This window comes from Streptomyces sp. NPDC088732, from assembly GCF_044751205.1.
GTDB lineage: Bacteria > Actinomycetota > Actinomycetes > Streptomycetales > Streptomycetaceae > Actinacidiphila.
Genome location: NZ_JBIVLI010000004.1, coordinates 493,272 through 507,952, shown reverse-complemented (window position 1 = coordinate 507,952; position 14,681 = coordinate 493,272). Strand labels below are relative to the sequence as shown.

At 72.8% G+C, this 14,681-nt stretch carries 15 protein-coding genes and 2 tRNA genes; 7 read left to right on the top strand and 10 right to left on the bottom strand.

Annotated elements, in window-relative coordinates:
• Positions 1-102: 102 nt before the first annotated feature.
• The 4 genes from rsrA to ACIP9H_RS10225 all read right to left on the bottom strand — a co-directional run bounded on the left by rsrA (position 103) and on the right by ACIP9H_RS10225 (position 2,822).
• A complete protein-coding gene (rsrA, locus tag ACIP9H_RS10240; RefSeq protein WP_360907217.1) occupies positions 103-417 on the bottom strand; it encodes a mycothiol system anti-sigma-R factor in 315 nt (104 codons plus the stop codon).
• Positions 414-1,076, bottom strand: coding sequence for a sigma-70 family RNA polymerase sigma factor (locus ACIP9H_RS10235; protein ID WP_384278624.1), 663 nt, complete (start codon positions 1,074-1,076; stop codon positions 414-416). Before ACIP9H_RS10235 ends, rsrA begins: the two co-directional genes overlap by 4 nt.
• A 231-nt stretch (positions 1,077-1,307) precedes the next feature.
• Complete coding sequence (locus tag ACIP9H_RS10230) at positions 1,308-1,961, bottom strand: alpha/beta family hydrolase (protein ID WP_401580539.1); 654 nt, start codon at positions 1,959-1,961, stop codon at positions 1,308-1,310.
• Positions 1,962-2,006: 45 nt separating this feature from the next.
• Positions 2,007-2,822: an SOS response-associated peptidase gene (locus ACIP9H_RS10225; protein WP_401580541.1), complete on the bottom strand. Its 816-nt coding sequence runs from the start codon at positions 2,820-2,822 to the stop codon at positions 2,007-2,009.
• A gap of 54 nt (positions 2,823-2,876) precedes the next feature.
• On the opposite strand from ACIP9H_RS10225, the gene ACIP9H_RS10220 reads away from it, so the two are divergent.
• The 4 genes from ACIP9H_RS10220 to ACIP9H_RS10205 all read left to right on the top strand — a co-directional run bounded on the left by ACIP9H_RS10220 (position 2,877) and on the right by ACIP9H_RS10205 (position 6,412).
• Positions 2,877-3,572, top strand: a complete 696-nt coding sequence (locus ACIP9H_RS10220) for a M50 family metallopeptidase (protein ID WP_401958596.1) — start codon at positions 2,877-2,879, stop codon at positions 3,570-3,572.
• A gap of 98 nt (positions 3,573-3,670) precedes the next feature.
• Entirely contained in the window at positions 3,671-5,017 is a 1,347-nt protein-coding gene (gene aroA, locus ACIP9H_RS10215) for a 3-phosphoshikimate 1-carboxyvinyltransferase (protein ID WP_401580545.1), read from the top strand.
• Positions 5,018-5,021: 4 nt separating this feature from the next.
• Positions 5,022-6,023, top strand: coding sequence for a ribosome small subunit-dependent GTPase A (rsgA, locus tag ACIP9H_RS10210; protein ID WP_401580547.1), 1,002 nt, complete (start codon positions 5,022-5,024; stop codon positions 6,021-6,023).
• 65 nt (positions 6,024-6,088) lie between these two features.
• Positions 6,089-6,412 carry a DMT family transporter gene (locus tag ACIP9H_RS10205; RefSeq protein ID WP_401580549.1) on the top strand — a complete coding sequence of 108 codons (324 nt, stop codon included), beginning with the start codon at positions 6,089-6,091 and terminating at the stop codon, positions 6,410-6,412.
• Positions 6,413-6,428: 16 nt separating this feature from the next.
• On the opposite strand, the gene ACIP9H_RS10200 is transcribed toward ACIP9H_RS10205, so the two are convergent.
• Complete coding sequence (locus tag ACIP9H_RS10200) at positions 6,429-7,067, bottom strand: TetR family transcriptional regulator (protein WP_401580551.1); 639 nt, start codon at positions 7,065-7,067, stop codon at positions 6,429-6,431.
• A gap of 123 nt (positions 7,068-7,190) precedes the next feature.
• Here ACIP9H_RS10200 and hisN point away from each other — a divergent pair, with 123 nt between their 5' ends.
• Both hisN and ACIP9H_RS10190 read left to right on the top strand, forming a co-directional pair.
• On the top strand, positions 7,191-7,988 hold the full coding sequence (gene hisN, locus ACIP9H_RS10195) for a histidinol-phosphatase (protein WP_360907232.1): 798 nt from the start codon (positions 7,191-7,193) through the stop codon (positions 7,986-7,988).
• 154 nt (positions 7,989-8,142) lie between these two features.
• The gene (locus tag ACIP9H_RS10190; protein ID WP_401580553.1) at positions 8,143-8,541 is read left to right on the top strand and encodes a cyclic nucleotide-binding/CBS domain-containing protein; all 399 of its coding nucleotides are present in this window, start codon (positions 8,143-8,145) and stop codon (positions 8,539-8,541) included.
• An 80-nt stretch (positions 8,542-8,621) separates the two neighbouring features.
• Here the strand turns inward: ACIP9H_RS10190 and ACIP9H_RS10185 are convergent, their stop codons facing one another.
• Positions 8,622-10,082, bottom strand: coding sequence for a catalase (locus ACIP9H_RS10185; RefSeq protein ID WP_401580554.1), 1,461 nt, complete (start codon positions 10,080-10,082; stop codon positions 8,622-8,624).
• A gap of 132 nt (positions 10,083-10,214) precedes the next feature.
• Between ACIP9H_RS10185 and ACIP9H_RS10180 the strand changes: the two genes are divergently transcribed.
• The gene (locus tag ACIP9H_RS10180; protein ID WP_360907238.1) at positions 10,215-10,625 is read left to right on the top strand and encodes a Fur family transcriptional regulator; all 411 of its coding nucleotides are present in this window, start codon (positions 10,215-10,217) and stop codon (positions 10,623-10,625) included.
• Here the strand turns inward: ACIP9H_RS10180 and ACIP9H_RS10175 are convergent.
• From ACIP9H_RS10175 to ACIP9H_RS10160, 4 genes are all read right to left on the bottom strand, one after another.
• Positions 10,595-11,860 (bottom strand): hypothetical protein, encoded by a 1,266-nt coding sequence (locus ACIP9H_RS10175; RefSeq protein ID WP_401580556.1) that lies wholly within the window; start codon positions 11,858-11,860, stop codon positions 10,595-10,597. The two genes, ACIP9H_RS10180 and ACIP9H_RS10175, sit on opposite strands and share 31 nt — an antisense overlap.
• 207 nt (positions 11,861-12,067) lie before the next feature.
• Positions 12,068-12,141: transfer RNA gene (locus tag ACIP9H_RS10170), tRNA-Met, on the bottom strand.
• Positions 12,142-12,526: 385 nt separating this feature from the next.
• Positions 12,527-14,401, bottom strand: coding sequence for a tetratricopeptide repeat protein (locus ACIP9H_RS10165; protein WP_401958588.1), 1,875 nt, complete (start codon positions 14,399-14,401; stop codon positions 12,527-12,529).
• A gap of 189 nt (positions 14,402-14,590) precedes the next feature.
• Positions 14,591-14,664, bottom strand: a tRNA-Met gene (locus ACIP9H_RS10160).
• Positions 14,665-14,681: the final 17 nt, after the last annotated feature.

Sequence of the window (14,681 nt, the reverse complement as noted above, 5' to 3'; positions counted from 1 at the left end):
GGATTCCCGCCTTCGGGTGATCCCGCGTGACCTCGCGTGCTACGGACGGGACCGTATGCCGATCCGGCGGTGCCAGGAGGCACCGCCGGATCGCCGGTATGTCTAGGAGGCCGCGGTGGTGGCGTCCCCGCCCTCGAGCGGGCCGGGTACCGGCGCGACCTCGCCCTCGCGGATCAGCTCGATCCGGGTGAGCACCTTGGACCGCAGGTCCGAGGGGACGTCGTCCTGGCCGCAGCACCGCTTGACCAGCTTCTTGACGGCCTGCTCCAAGCCGTACTTCTCCAAGCACGGGTGGCACTCGTCGAAGTGCTGCTTGAACTTGGCGCAGGCGTCGTCGGACATCTCGTTGTCCAGGTACTCGTAAAGATGGTCGAGTACCTCGGAACAGTCCGTCTCATGCGCGTTGCCGCAGCTCATGTGCCCGAGCCCTTCTCGTCGCCCGCGCCCGCCGGGACGAGCCCGCGCTCCCGCGCGTAGTCCTCCAGCAGCGAGCGCAGCTGCCGCCGCCCCCGATGCAGACGCGACATCACCGTACCGATGGGGGTACCCATGATGTCGGCGATCTCCTTGTAGGCAAAGCCTTCGACGTCCGCGAGATAGACCGCGATCCGGAACTCCTCGGGGATCGCCTGCAGCGCCTGCTTCACGTCGGAGTCGGGCAGGTGGTCCAGCGCCTGGGACTCCGCGGAGCGCAGGCCGGTGGACATGTGCGACTCCGCACGCGCCAGCTGCCAGTCCTCGATCTCCTCCGTGCCGCTGCGCTGGGGCTCGCGCTGCTTCTTGCGGTAGGAGTTGATGAAGCTGTTCGTGAGGATGCGGTACAGCCACGCCTTGAGGTTGGTCCCCTCGCGGAACTGGTGGAAGGACGCGTACGCCTTGGCGTACGTCTCCTGCACCAGGTCCTCGGCGTCCGCCGGGTTGCGGGTCATGCGCAGCGCCGCCGAGTACATCTGGTCGAGGTACTCCAGGGCGTCCCGCTCGAAGCGCGCGCTGCGCTCGAGGTCCGACTCCTGGGATACCTGGACCTGCTCGTGTACCTCGGACGTACTGTCGTCGGTGCCGCTGACCGGACCCACCTCCTCCACGACGGTCACGGGGCCATACACCGACCCCACGCCATCGGAGGATATCCCGGGCGGGATCGGTGCGCTGGTCGTGCCCGCCGCACCACCCATCGCCGGCCACTCGGGCCAAGCCAGGTAAGGCGCCTCGGCACGGGCGCGGCATGCGGCTGTCGCCATGCGGCTTCCTCACTGTACGTACGAACTTCTGTCTGGACGCCTCGCACAACACGGCCCGGTCGCGGCTCATTCCCGAAGTCGCGGAAGCTCCCCCAGCCAGCCCAGCACGGCGTCCGTGAGGATCGTCACAGCCTCGTCCTGGCCGAGGTCCGCGGACTTCGGGACGGCGAATCCGTGGTCGGCGTACGGCACCTCGACCGGCTCGTGGCCGGGCGGGAACTCCTCGGGCCTGCCGAAGGGGTCCCGGCCGCCCTGGACGACCAGGGCCGGGACGCCCGCGCCGGTCAGCTCGTCGGCACGGGACCTCTCCGGCCTGCCCGGCGGATGCAGGGGGAAGGACAGCGCGAGCACCGCGGCCGCGCCCAGTGCGTCGGCGGTGCGGCAGGCCACCCGCGCCCCCGTGCTGCGGCCCCCGGCGACCACCGGCAGGCCCGGCGCGGCCAGCGCGGGCCACAGGGCGGTCCAGGCCGCGTCGAGGGTCTTCGGGGCGGGCGCCAGCTTCTTGCCGGCCACCCGCCAGGGCTGCTCGACCAGCGCGACGGTCCAGCCGTGCGGCGGCAGCGCGGCCGCCAGCGCGCGCAGGTCGCGGGCCTCGATGCCGCCGCCCGCTCCGTGACCCAGCGCGACGACGGCGCGGGCCCGGCGCGCCCGGTGCCAGGTGATGCGGGCGTCCCCCACGGGGGTGGGCACGGTCTGGACCGTGTCGGAGATCACGTTCACCGTCGCAGTCTGCCACCGCGGACGGTCGGAACAGCTCAGCACAGCTCAGAACAGGGTCGCCTCCTCCGGCGCCTCGATCGGTTCCACCAGTTCGGGCCCGTTGTTGCGGACGTTGCTGACCTCGGTGCGCACCGGATGGGCGCGCAGCAGCCCGTGGCCCGGCGGGACCAGCAGGGCGCGCAGCGCGCCGGGATCGGTGCGGGCGGGGTCCAGCCAGGCGTCCCACCGGTCGGGGGTGAGCCACAGCGGCATGCGGGGGTGGATGTCGGACAGGGCGCGCGGGCCGCCGGGGCGGGCGTCGGCGTCGGCGAAGGGCTCGGTGTCGGCCTCGGTGGTGATGACGGCGCAGGTGACCCACCAGGCGCGGGGGTGCTCGTCGGGCAGGGTGCGGTCGCGCCAGAACTCGTAGAGCCCGGCCATCGCGAAGACCGATCCGTCGGCGGGGGTGACGAAGTACGGCTGCTTGCGGGGCCGCTTCTTCCTGCCCTGCTCCTCCAGCTGCCGCTCGTCCTTGCCGGTGACCCACTCGAAGTAGCCGTCGGCGGGCAGCAGGCAGCGGCGGGAGGCGAACGGCCGCTGGTAGGAGGGCTTCTCGTGCACCGTCTCGGCCCGCGCGTTGATCATCTTCGCGGCGGACTCGGGGGACTTGGCCCAGCTCGGCACCAGGCCCCAGCGCAGTGCGCGCAGTTGCCGGACGATCTCGCCGGTCTCCTTGTCGGGGCGTTCCAGCACCGCGTAGGTGCTGTCGGTGGGAGCGACGTTCCAATTGGGGTCCAGCGCCTCGGTGGGGTCCCATTTGCGCACGTCGAAGAGGTCGACGAGGTCCTCGGGCCGCCGGCTCGCTGCATATCGACCGCACATGAGTGCCAGATTGCCACGGCGCGGGCACAGCCCGCCGTCGTAGGGTGCGGAACCGTGCAGCTCATCGACTCGCTCTTCGGCACCCAGCCCGCGCCCTCCGTCTGGGTGGTCGGCGCGACCGCCGCCCTCGCCCTGGCCGCGGTCCTCCCGCACGCCATATGGCGGCTGTCGCGCAACGCCGTCACCATTGCGCACGAAGGCGGCCACGGCCTGGTCGCGCTGTTGTCCGGACGCCGCCTGCAGGGCATCCGGCTGCACTCGGACACCTCGGGGCTGACCGTCTCCCGCGGCAAACCGCACGGCCTCGGCATGGTCCTGACCGCGGCGGCCGGCTACACCGCGCCGTCGCTCCTCGGGGCGGGCGGCGCGCTGCTGCTGGCGGCCGGGCACATCACGCTGCTGCTCTGGAGCGCGACCGCGCTGCTCCTGCTGATGCTGGTCATGATCCGCAACGCCTACGGGGTGCTGACGGTCTTCGTCACCGGCGGCCTCTTCCTCCTGGTGTCGTGGCAGACCGGGCCGCAGGTGCAGGCGGTCTTCGCGTACCTGGTGGTGTGGTTCCTGCTCCTGGGCGGCGTGCGCCCGCTGCTGGAGCTCCAGCAGAAGAGGCGCGGCGGAGCGGCGCCGAGCTCGGACGCGGACCAGCTGGCGCGCCTCACCCACACGCCGGCCGCCCTGTGGATGCTGCTCTTCTACGCGGTCGCGCTGTTCTCCCTGTTCGGGGGCGGCCGCTGGCTGCTGGGGCTGTAGTCCGCGTGTAGCCCTTGCGGGCGGACCCCTGTTTCCGTCAGGTTTCGTCCGCTTTGTGCGCGATTCAGCCTCACGTTCAACCACTAGGCTTGGTTTCCATGACCGGTACTCCCGCGCACACCGCCCTGTGGCCCGCACCGCACGCGTCCGCCCCCGTCGACGCCACGGTCACCGTGCCCGGATCCAAGTCGGTCACCAACCGCGCCCTGGTGCTGGCGGCCCTGGCCTCCGAGCCCGGCTGGCTGCGCCGGCCGCTGCGCAGCCGGGACACCGTGCTGATGGCCGACGCGCTGCGGGCCATGGGCGTCCAGATCGACGAGGTGGTCAACCCCTACGGCGGCGAGGCGTGGCGGGTCATCCCCGCCGGGCTGCACGGCCCCGCGACCGTCGACGTCGGCAACGCCGGCACCGTGATGCGCTTCCTGCCGCCGGTCGCCGCCCTCGCCGACGGCCCGGTGCGCTTCGACGGCGACCCGCGTTCGTACGAGCGGCCCCTGCACGGCGTGATCGACGCCCTGCGCGCGCTCGGCGCCCGCATCGACGACGAGGGGCGCGGCGCGCTGCCGCTGACCGTGCAGGGCGGCGGGGCGCTGGACGGCGGCCCGGTCTCGATCGACGCGTCCTCCTCCTCGCAGTTCGTCAGCGCCCTGCTGCTGTCCGGCCCGCGCTACAACCAGGGCGTGGAGGTCCGCCACACCGGCCCCACCCTGCCGTCGATGCCGCACATCCGGATGACGGTGGAGATGCTGCGGCACGCCGGCGCCAAGGTCGACACCCCGGAGAACGGGGGCGAGCCCAATGTGTGGCGGGTCGACCCGAGCGCGCTGCTGGGTGTGGACGTCACCGTCGAGCCGGACCTGTCCAACGCCCAGCCGTTCCTGGCGGCGGCCCTGGTCACCGGCGGACGGGTCGTCATTCCCGACTGGCCTTCGCGTACCACGCAGCCGGGCGACGCGCTGCGCGAACTGTTCACCCGGATGGGTGGTTCCTGCGAGCTGACCGACGCCGGCCTGGTCATGACCGGCTCCGGCCGGGTGCACGGCATCGACGCCGACCTGTCGGAGGTCGGCGAGCTCACCCCGGGCATCGCCGCGGTCGCCGCGCTCGCGGACTCCGAGTCGGTGCTGCGCGGGGTCGGCCACCTCCGGCTGCACGAGACCGACCGGCTGGCCGCGCTGACCAAGGAGATCAACGGCCTCGGCGGCGACGTCACCGAGACCGAGGACGGCCTGCGCATCCGCCCGCGCCCGCTGCACGGCGGCGTGTTCCACACCTACGACGACCACCGCCTGGCCACCGCGGGCGCGGTTCTCGGCCTGGCCGTGGACGGCGTGCAGGTGGAGAACGTCGCCACCACCGGCAAGACACTCCCGGACTTCCCCGACATGTGGACGGCCATGCTGGGCACCGCACCCGCCGCCCCCGCGTCCCCGGTGCGGGTCTGAGGACATGCGCCGCTACGGCAAGCACACCGACGAGGACGACGTCCGGTCCCGCCCGAACCCCAAGGGCAACCGGCCCCGCTCCACTCTCCGCCCCAAGCACGAGGACGCCGAGGAGGGCTTCGTCCTCACCGTCGACCGCGGCCGGATCACCTGCCTCGTCGACGACCGCACCGTCACCGCGATGAAGGCCCGTGAACTCGGCCGCAAGGGCATCGTGGTGGGCGACCGGGTGGGCATCGTCGGTGACCTGTCGGGCGACAAGGACACCCTGGCGCGGATCGTGCGGGTCGAGGAGCGCTCCTCCGTGCTGCGCCGCACGGCGGACGACACCGACCCGTTCGAGCGCGTGGTCGTCGCCAACGCCGACCGGCTCGCGATCGTCACCGCCCTCGCCGACCCCGAACCGCGGCCGCGGCTGATCGACCGCTGCCTTGTGGCGGCCTACGACGCAGGGCTGGAACCGCTGTTGGTGCTCACCAAGTCCGATCTGGCCCCCGCGGAAACGCTGCTGGAGACGTACGCGCCGCTCGGCGTGCCCTATGTGGTCACCAGCCGCGAGAACTTCGACGAGGACGCGACCGCGGCCGTGCGCGAGCACCTGGAGGGCCGGGTCACCGCCTTCGTCGGCCACAGCGGGGTCGGGAAGACCACCTTGGTCAACGCCCTGGTGGAGCGTCAGCGCGCCACCGGCCATGTCAACGCCGTGACCGGGCGCGGCCGCCACACCACCACCTCGGCGCTGGCGCTGCCGCTGCAGGGCGAGGACGGCTGGGTCATCGACACCCCGGGGGTGCGCTCCTTCGGCCTGGCGCACATCGACCCCTCGCGGGTCATCCATGCCTTCCCGGACCTCGAGCCGGGCACGGAGGGCTGCCCGCGGGCCTGCAGCCACGACGAACCGGACTGCGCGCTGGACGCCTGGGTGGCCGACGGACACGCCGAACCCGCCCGGCTCTTCTCGCTCCGCCGGCTGCTCGCGACGCGGGAGCGCAAGGAAGGGGACTGACGGCCGATTTCCGGGCATGCTGTGTGATGATCGCTCATCGACAGACGGAAACGGGAGGGCGTTCGATGGCCTGGCTCCTCGTGGTGGTCGCAGGTCTCCTCGAAACCGGCTTCGCGGTCTGCCTCAAGCTCTCCCACGGGTTCACCCGGCTGTGGCCGACCATCGCCTTCTGCGTCTTCGCGCTCGGCAGCTTCGGGCTGCTGACGCTGTCGCTGAAGAAGCTGGACGTCGGTGCCGCGTACGCGGTGTGGACGGGCATCGGGGCGGCGGGGACGGCGATCTACGGCATGGCCTTCCTCGGTGACGTCGTCTCGACGCTGAAGCTGGTCTCCGTCGCGCTCGTCGTCCTCGGCGCCATCGGGCTCCAGTTGTCCGGCTCCGCGCACTGACCCGCCCTCCCCGGGTTCAGGCGGCCCCGGTCCATCCGCGGCCGAGCATCCCGCGCACCAGCCGGGCCACGCGCAGGCACGCGTCCTCGTCGGTGGCCAGCGGCGCCATGACGTAGGACACGCCCACGCGCACCGCCGCCTCGCACGCCCAGGCGAGATCGGCGGAGTCCAGTTTCGGGAAGCTCCGCTCCATGACCGCGGCGGCGCCGGCGCGCAGTGCCGCCAGCACCTCGGTGGGGGTCAGCGGCAGGTCGCTCTTGCGCGCCCGCGCCCCGGGCGACCGGGGCACCGGGACGCGGGTGATGGCGGCGGCCGGGACGCGGCCCCCGCGGCACCCCGTCAGGACGGCGCGCACCAGGGGGTTGCGGCGGGCCTGCTGCAGGAGCAGGCCGGTCGCCGCGGCGAAGCAGTCGCCGGGGTCGCCGCCCTGCTGGGCGGCGGCGGTCAGGGCGCGCTGGACACCTGCGACGAGTTCGTCGGCCTCGCGCCGCGCGAGGGCCCGCGCGAGGCCCTCCTTGGTGCCGAATTCGTTGTAGAGGGTCTGCCGCGACACTCCGGCGGTCGCCGCGATGTCCACCATCCGGATCGTCGCCCACGACTGGGCGGACAGCGCGGCCAGTGCCGCGTCCAGCAGGGATGCACGCGCTGTCGGCATGATCCGCCTCCACGCCGTCGTCATGCGGCCGTGGGCAAAGAATTGACGCGCTGTCGGTTCGTGTCAACCCTTCACGCGCACCCTGCGTGACCTCGACAGGCCCCGATCGATACTGTTCGCTCCATGCCGGACTTCAACGACGACCTGCGCCTCGCGCACATCCTCGCCGACGCGGCCGACGCCGCGACCATGGAGCGCTTCAAGGCCTTGGACCTGAAGGTCGAGACCAAGCCCGACATGACGCCGGTCAGCGAGGCCGACAAGCGCGCCGAGGAGCTGATCCGCAGCCAGCTCGGCCGCGCGCGGCCGCGCGACGCCGTCCTCGGCGAGGAGTACGGCTTCGAGGGCACGGGCCCGCGCCGCTGGATCGTCGACCCGATCGACGGCACCAAGAACTACGTCCGGGGCGTGCCGGTGTGGGCGACGCTCATCGCCCTCATGGTGCGCGGCGAGAACGGCGACGAGGGCGTGGTCGGCGTGGTCTCCGCGCCGGCGCTGGGCCGCCGCTGGTGGGCGGTGAAGGGCGGCGGCGCGTACACCGGGCGCAGCCTGTCCTCCGCCACGCGGCTGCGGGTGTCCCGGGTGAGCCGGCTGGAGGACGCCTCGTTCGCGTACTCCTCGCTCGGCGGCTGGGAGGAGCAGGGACGGCTGGACGGCTTCCTGGACCTGACCCGCTCCTGCTGGCGCACGCGTGCGTACGGTGACTTCTGGCCGTACATGATGGTCGCCGAGGGTTCGGTGGACTTCTGCGCGGAGCCCGAGCTCAGCCTGTGGGACATGGCCGCCAACGAGGTCATCGTCCGGGAGGCGGGCGGTCGTTTCACCAGCCTGGACGGCACGGACGGCCCCTACGGGGGCAATGCGGCGGCCTCGAACGGACTGCTGCACGAGCAGATGCTCGGTTTCCTCAACCGCGCCTGAACCGCACGGCCCGGGCCGCCCCCGGTGTACCACCCATCACCCTCCGCACGCCCCTTGCTGCGCGCCGTTCCGCATGTGAACATGAGAATGCGTGAGCTTGTGAATTTGTGAAACAGTTCTCAAGACGGCCCACGACGCAGCCAAGGGGTATCCCATGCTCGTACGCGAAGCCATGAGCACGGTCGTTCTCACGATCGGCCCGGCTCACACCCTCCGCCAGGCCGCCCGGCTGATGTCCGCCCGCAGGGTGGGTGCGGCGGTCGTCCTCGATCCCGACACCTGCGGGCTCGGCATCCTCACCGAGCGCGACATCCTCAACGCCGTCGGTGCCGGACTCAGCCCCGACAACGAACTCGCCGCCGCCCACACCACCACCGACGTCGTCTTCGCCGCACCCCAGTGGACCCTCGAGGAGGCCGCCGCCGCCATGGTGCGCGGCGGTTTCCGTCACCTGGTGGTGATGGAGGACCGCAACGCGGTCGGCATGGTCTCCGTACGCGACATCGTGCGCTGCTGGCATCCCGCGCACTCGGCGGCCGCCTTGGCGGGCTGAGGGCGCGGGGACATGGATCGGAGGGGTTCGGGCGTCTGGACGTACCCGAACCCCTCCTGGTCTGTTAGGGCAAGCGCCCGTCAGCCGCGCAGGGCCTGGACCGCGGCCTCCAGCCGCTTGCCGTAGTCCTCGTCCGCCCGGCGGAAGTTGTCGATCGCCCGCTCGGCGATGTCGTCGCGCGACACCTTGGCGATGAAGCCGGCGAGGTTGGCGATCAGACGCTCCTTCTCACCCTCCGACATCAGCCGGTAGAGGTCTCCCGCCTGGACGAAGTCGTTGTCCTCGGCGTGCGAGGGCGCCTCGTGGTTGCCGGTCCAGCCGGTGACCGCGGTGGCCGACCAGAGCGGGGCGCCCGTCTGGGCCGGTCCGCCGAAGCTGTTGGGCTCGTAGTTCTTGGCGCCGCCGTGCCGGCCGTCGTAGGCGTAGCCGTCGCGGCTGTTGGTGCGCGCCTCGGTGGCGTGCGGACGGTTCACCGGCAGGTGGTCGGCGTTGATGCCGACCCGGTAGCGGTGGGCGTCGCCGTAGGCGAACAGGCGCCCCTGCAGCATCTTGTCCGGGGAGGGGCCGATGCCGGGCACGAAGTGCGCCGGGGAGAAGATCGACTGCTCGACCTCGGCGAAGATGTTCTGCGGGTTGCGGTTGAGCTCCAGTTTGCCGATCTCGATCGGCGGGTAGTCCGCGTGCGGCCACACCTTGGTGAGGTCGAACGGGTTGAAGCGGTAGGCCGCCGCCTCTGCCGCGGGCATGATCTGCACCTGCACGGTCCAGGTCGGGAACTCGCCGCGTTCGATCGACTCGCGCAGGTCGCGCTGGTGCGAGTCGGGGTCGAGCCCGGCGACCCCGGCCGCCTCCTCGGCGGTCAGGTTCTTGATGCCCTGGTCGGTCTTGAAGTGGTACTTGACCCAGAAGACCTCGCCCGCCTCATTGGTCCACTGGTAGGTGTGCGAGCCGTAGCCGTTCATGTGGCGGTAGCTCGCCGGGATACCGCGGTCGCCGAACAGCCAGGTCACCTGGTGCGTCGACTCGGGCGACAGGCCCCAGAAGTCCCAGACGTTGTCCGCCTCCTGGGAGCCGGTGTACGGGTCGCGCTTCTGGGTGTGGATGAAGTCGGGGAACTTGATGGCGTCCTTGATGAAGAACACCGGGGTGTTGTTGCCGACGAGGTCGTAATTGCCCTCCTCGGTGTAGAACTTCAGCGCCCAGCCGCGCGGGTCGCGCACCGCGTCCGCCGCGCCGAGGTTGCCGGCGACGGTGGAGAACCGCAGGAAGGTCTCCGTCTGCTTGCCCACCTCGGACAGGAACGCCGCACGGGTGTACCGCGTCACGTCGGCGGTCACCGTGAAGGTGCCGTAGGCGCCGGCGCCGCGCGCGTGCACCACGCGCTCCGGGATGCGCTCGCGGTTGAAGTGGGCGAGCTTCTCCAGCAGCAGTTGGTCCTGGATCAGGACAGGTCCGCCGACCCCCGCGGTCTCGCTGTTCTGGTTGTCCGCGACCGGGGCGCCTGCCTCGGTCGTCAGCGGGCCGGTCTTGTGAACCGTCACGTCCTTCTCCCTGCGTTCGTCTGTGCGACGGCTGTCGCCGGAACCGATCCTACGATGGACAAGGTCTAAGTCAAGAAGAGGGTCAGAGTCATACGGATTCAGAAACCGGACCGCCGCTGTTAAGCTGGCTGCATGAGTGACCTGCTGGAACGACTGCGCGGACGCGGCTGGCGGATGACCGCGCAGCGGCGTGTCGTGGCCGAGGTCCTCGACGGCGAGCACGTCCACCTGACCGCCGACGAGGTGCACGCACTGGCCGCGACCCGGCTGCCCGAGATCTCCCGGGCGACGGTCTACAACACCCTGGGCGAACTGGTGTCGCTGGGCGAGGTCATGGAAGTCGCCACCGACGGCCGCGCCAAGCGCTACGACCCGAACGCGCACCACGCCCACCAGCACCTGGTCTGCTCCCGCTGCGGCACCATCCGGGACGTCCACCCCGCCGGCAACCCGCTGACCGACCTGCCCGACAGCGAGCGCTTCGGGTTCACCGTCTCCGACGTCGAGGTGACCTACCGGGGCCTGTGCCCCGACTGCGCCTGACGCTGCGCCGAGCGGCGGAGCCGTTCCGCCGCCTTCCGCACGGCGGGCTCCGGCCGCGTCCGGCCGAACCACACCGTCTCCGGCGGCACCTCCCCGGCGACCCTGGCCAGCGCCTCGAAGGCCTCCCTGGCCACGCCCGGGTCCGCGTCCGTCGCCAGCGGCCCCAGCAGGCCCAGCAGCCCCTCACGCGGCGCCAGACGGCCCACCGCACGCACCGCGGCCCGCCGCACCACCGGCGGCCACGGCGTCCGCGCCTCCCGGACCAGCCGCAGCAGCAGCGGCACGTCCGTCCCGTCCCCGCACTCCCCCAGCCCCAGGGCCAGTCCGGCGACCAGCCGCGGCGGACTCTGCGGCCCGCAGCGCACCAGCTGCCTGCGGTACGTCAGCGCGGGCGGCTCGCCCCTGCTGTACAGCCGCCACCTGGCCTGCGCCCGCACGATCCGCGCCGGGTCCGCCAGCGGCGCCGTCAGGCGCGCCGCCGGCACGTCCTCCGGCAGCGCCGCCACCGCCAGCTCCCGCACCGCCGCGGACCGGGCCCACAGCAGGCGGCCCGCCTGGTCCGGGTCGAGCTCCAGCAGCCGCTGCGCACACAGCCGCCGGCACACCTGGTCCGGATCGCGCAGCGCGGTGCGGACCAGATCGCCGCGGACGAACTCCCCCAGCTCCAAGGCCAGTTCCACCCCGAACCGCCGGGTCGCCGGTTCCGCGTCGGCCGCCAGCGCCCGCACGGCCCGCCGCGCCTCCGGAGCCGCGAGCACCTCCCGGTACGCCTCCAGTGCCCCCGCCGCCCGGCGCCTGCCCCGCAGCCGGAGCAGTATCCGCACCGCCGCGGCGGCCTCGTCCGGCGCGGCCCGCAGCGCCAGCGCCGCCACGGCCCGCTCCCGCACCCGGTCCACCCAGTCCGCGGTCCGCAGCGCCAAGGCGGTGGCCACCAGCGGACCGCCCGTGTGCGCCAGGCCCTCCACGGCGGCCTGCCGCGTACGGCCGTCCCGGTCCATCGCGGCCAGCAGCAGCCGCAGCGGATCGGCCTCCCCCGCCGCCGGCGACCACTGCCCCTCCGCAGCCCGCACAGCACGGTCCAGCGACAGCCAGAGCCCCGGTTCCGCCTCCTCCAGCGCCTTCAGCGCCGCCCCCCGGTCGTACGCGCCATCCTCACCGGCCCCCGCCGCCGCGCGCAGCTCCGCCAGCAACTCGGCCACCGCACCGGCCGCGCACAGCCGCCCCCACCGCGTCACGTCCCTGAGTTCCGTCGGCCGCCGCTTACGCCGCCTGCGCAGCAACCCCGCCTCCTCGCGCCGCCGCCCTCGCCACGCCTCCAGCATCCTCCGGCGCCCGGGACCCGCGACGAAAGGTTCGCACGCTTTTGCCCGATCCATGCCTGGGCTGTACCCACGGCATACAAGAAGGCCCGGAAGCCATTGGCTTCCGGGCCTTCTCATCAGTAGCGGGGACAGGATTTGAACCTGCGACCTCTGGGTTATGAGCCCAGCGAGCTACCGAGCTGCTCCACCCCGCGTCGTTGTGTCCTTAGAGTAACCCCCCGCCCCTGAGCAGCGCAAATCCATTCCGGCCGGGTCCTACACCTCGGGCCGTATGTCGGCGCTGCGCCTACGGCTGCCCGATCACGGTGCCGTCTCATCCACCCACCGGGGATCAGGCGCGAGAGCTCACGGAGGGGGCGGGGCTGTAGGGGTGGCGTTCTGGACTGTGGAGCATATTTGGGTGCGTGACCCGGAGTGCGCAGCAGAAAGCGCCTGAGGCACCTAAATGTGCTGTCCAGAACGGCAGCCCCGGAGGGCCCACACCCGGCCCCCAACGACTCGCGTCGGGGTGCGTGACTTCACAGGGCACACGGGCGGGAGGGCGGGGGAAAAACCCGGTACAGCGAAGCGCAGCGCCCCTCACGCCGACATCTCGTGCTCCAACGCATCCGTGAGCCGCGCCGCCCGCTCCGCCACCTCCACAGGCCCGCACTCCACCGCCCGCGCACACCACGCCCGCGCGTCCGCGAGCTGCCCGTGCCGGGCGGCCAGCAGCGCCAGCCGCAGCGCCGCACGCCCGTGCCCCGCGTCGGCGGCCCGGGTCCACCACATCGCCGCCTCCGGCTCCGCGCCCTCGCGCGCGAGGAGGAGCCCGAGGTTGAACGCCCCATTGCGGCTGCCCCCTTCTGCCGCCTCGCGGTACCAGTGGGCGGCGTCCACGACGTCCCCCCGCCTGGCGGCGCACATGCCGAGCCGGACCTGGGCACGCCGGTGCCCCTGGCCGGCGGCGCGGGCGTACCACTCCTCCGCCTCTGCGGCCGCGTCCTCCGTGCCCTGCGCGTCGAGCAACGCGCCCAGCCGGAAGGCGCCTTCGGGGCTGCCGCCGCCCGCGGCGCACCGCAGGTGCCGCTCGGCGCCGTGCGGGTCCCCGTCCTTCTGGAGGGCGATCGCGACCTGGAGCGCGGCCTCGCTGTGGCCGCTGGCGGCCGCCCGCTCGTACCAGCGCCGCGCGGTGCCGTCGTCGCCCCGGCCGGCGTACAGGATGCCGAGGTTGAACGCGGCGTCGACGCTGCCGGCCTCCGCGGCCTTGGAGAACCACGGCTCGGCGCCCGCCGCGTCCCCGCGCTGCAGCAGCAGCACGGCGAGCGCGTTGGCCGCCTCGCGGTGGCCGGTGTAGGCCGCCTTGCGGTACCACTGCTCGGCCTGGGCGGTGCGTCCCTGGCCGGCGCAGAGCAGGCCGAGGTTGAAGGCGCCGTTGACGTCGCCGGACTCCAGCGCGGCCCGGTACCACCGCTCGGCGGTCTGGGTCTCGCCCTCCTGCGCGTGGAGGGCGCCGAGCGCGTTCGCGGCGTTGCCGTCACCGGCGTTGGCGGCCCGCCGCCACCAGGTGGCGGCGCCGTCGACGTCGCCGGCGTCGCGCAGCAGGAAGCCGAGCGCGCAGGCGGCCCGGGGCTCGCCATCACGCGCGGCGGTCAGGTACCAGCGCTTGGCCTCCTCGTACTCGCCGCGCTCCTCCAGCAGCGTGCCGAGGCGCAGCGCGGCCCGCCGGTGCCGGCGGGCCGCGGCCTGCCGGTACCACTGCTCGGCCTCGCGCTCCTCGCCGCGCTCGGCGCAGATGCGGGCCAGCCGGTACGCCGCCTCGCGGTGCCCGTGCTCGGCGGCGGCGTGGAACCAGCGCTCGGCGCCGACGTCGCGCCGGTGGTCGAGCAGGTCGGCCAGCGCGTAGGCGCCCAGGGTGTGCCCGGACTCGGCGGCCTGCCGAAGCCAGTACTCGGCGCCGGGCTCGTCGCCGCGCTCGCGGAAGTGCCGGCCGAGCGCGTGCGCGGCCGCGGCGGAGCCCGCGACGGCGGCGATGCGCCACCAGCCCGCCGCCTCCTCGGCATGGCCGCGCTGGTGCAGCAGCAGCCCGAGGTTGTTGGCGGCCGGCCGCTCTCCCCCGGCGGCGGCCGCGCGCAGGTACGGCTCGGCCCCCTCCAGGTCGCCACGGCGCAGCAGCAGGGTGCCGAGAACGCTCGCTGCGGCGATGTCGCCGTGCTCGGCGGCCCGCCGGTGGCGCGCCTCGAGTTCGGCCTCCTCGCGGGCCTCCAGGCTCTCCTCGTCCGGCAGTTCGGACTCGATGAGCCGCTCCTCCTCGTCGGCGCCCATGCGCGGGCCCGGCAGCAGTTCCGCGACGGTCGGCGCGAAGGCGCCTGTCTGCGCGGGAACGAACGCGGGCAGGGTCGTCCCGCCCGCGGACCCACTGTCAGGAATCCGACGAGTTTTCAGCAGCCTTGCACCATCCCCCATGAGGTCCATCGTCGCACCACCCGTACCCGCAGTACACCTGGTATGCAACAACCCTGCGGGGTTGAGACCGTCCCAGGAGGTCACTTCAGCGTTTTGTCGACTTCCCGACATCAGCCTCGACGAAACCTCTGCGCGCGCAGTTCCCCCGTACAAGTGAAAGGGCCCGGAGCCTAGTTGACTCCGGACCCTCTCGAACAGTAGCGGGGACAGGATTTGAACCTGCGACCTCTGGGTTATGAGCCCAGCGAGCTACCGAGCTGCTCCACCCCGCGTCGTTGTGTCCCAACCG

Coding starts and splice junctions, on each gene's coding strand:
- rsrA (WP_360907217.1), bottom strand. CDS start 417: ATGAGCTGCGGCAACGCGCATGAGACGGACTGTTCCGAGGTACTCGAC.
- ACIP9H_RS10225 (WP_401580541.1), bottom strand. CDS start 2,822: ATGTGCGGTCGATATGCAGCGAGCCGGCGGCCCGAGGACCTCGTCGAC.
- aroA (WP_401580545.1), top strand. CDS start 3,671: ATGACCGGTACTCCCGCGCACACCGCCCTGTGGCCCGCACCGCACGCG.
- rsgA (WP_401580547.1), top strand. CDS start 5,022: ATGCGCCGCTACGGCAAGCACACCGACGAGGACGACGTCCGGTCCCGC.
- ACIP9H_RS10205 (WP_401580549.1), top strand. CDS start 6,089: ATGGCCTGGCTCCTCGTGGTGGTCGCAGGTCTCCTCGAAACCGGCTTC.
- ACIP9H_RS10200 (WP_401580551.1), bottom strand. CDS start 7,067: ATGCCGACAGCGCGTGCATCCCTGCTGGACGCGGCACTGGCCGCGCTG.
- hisN (WP_360907232.1), top strand. CDS start 7,191: ATGCCGGACTTCAACGACGACCTGCGCCTCGCGCACATCCTCGCCGAC.
- ACIP9H_RS10190 (WP_401580553.1), top strand. CDS start 8,143: ATGCTCGTACGCGAAGCCATGAGCACGGTCGTTCTCACGATCGGCCCG.
- ACIP9H_RS10180 (WP_360907238.1), top strand. CDS start 10,215: ATGAGTGACCTGCTGGAACGACTGCGCGGACGCGGCTGGCGGATGACC.
- ACIP9H_RS10165 (WP_401958588.1), bottom strand. CDS start 14,401: ATGGACCTCATGGGGGATGGTGCAAGGCTGCTGAAAACTCGTCGGATT.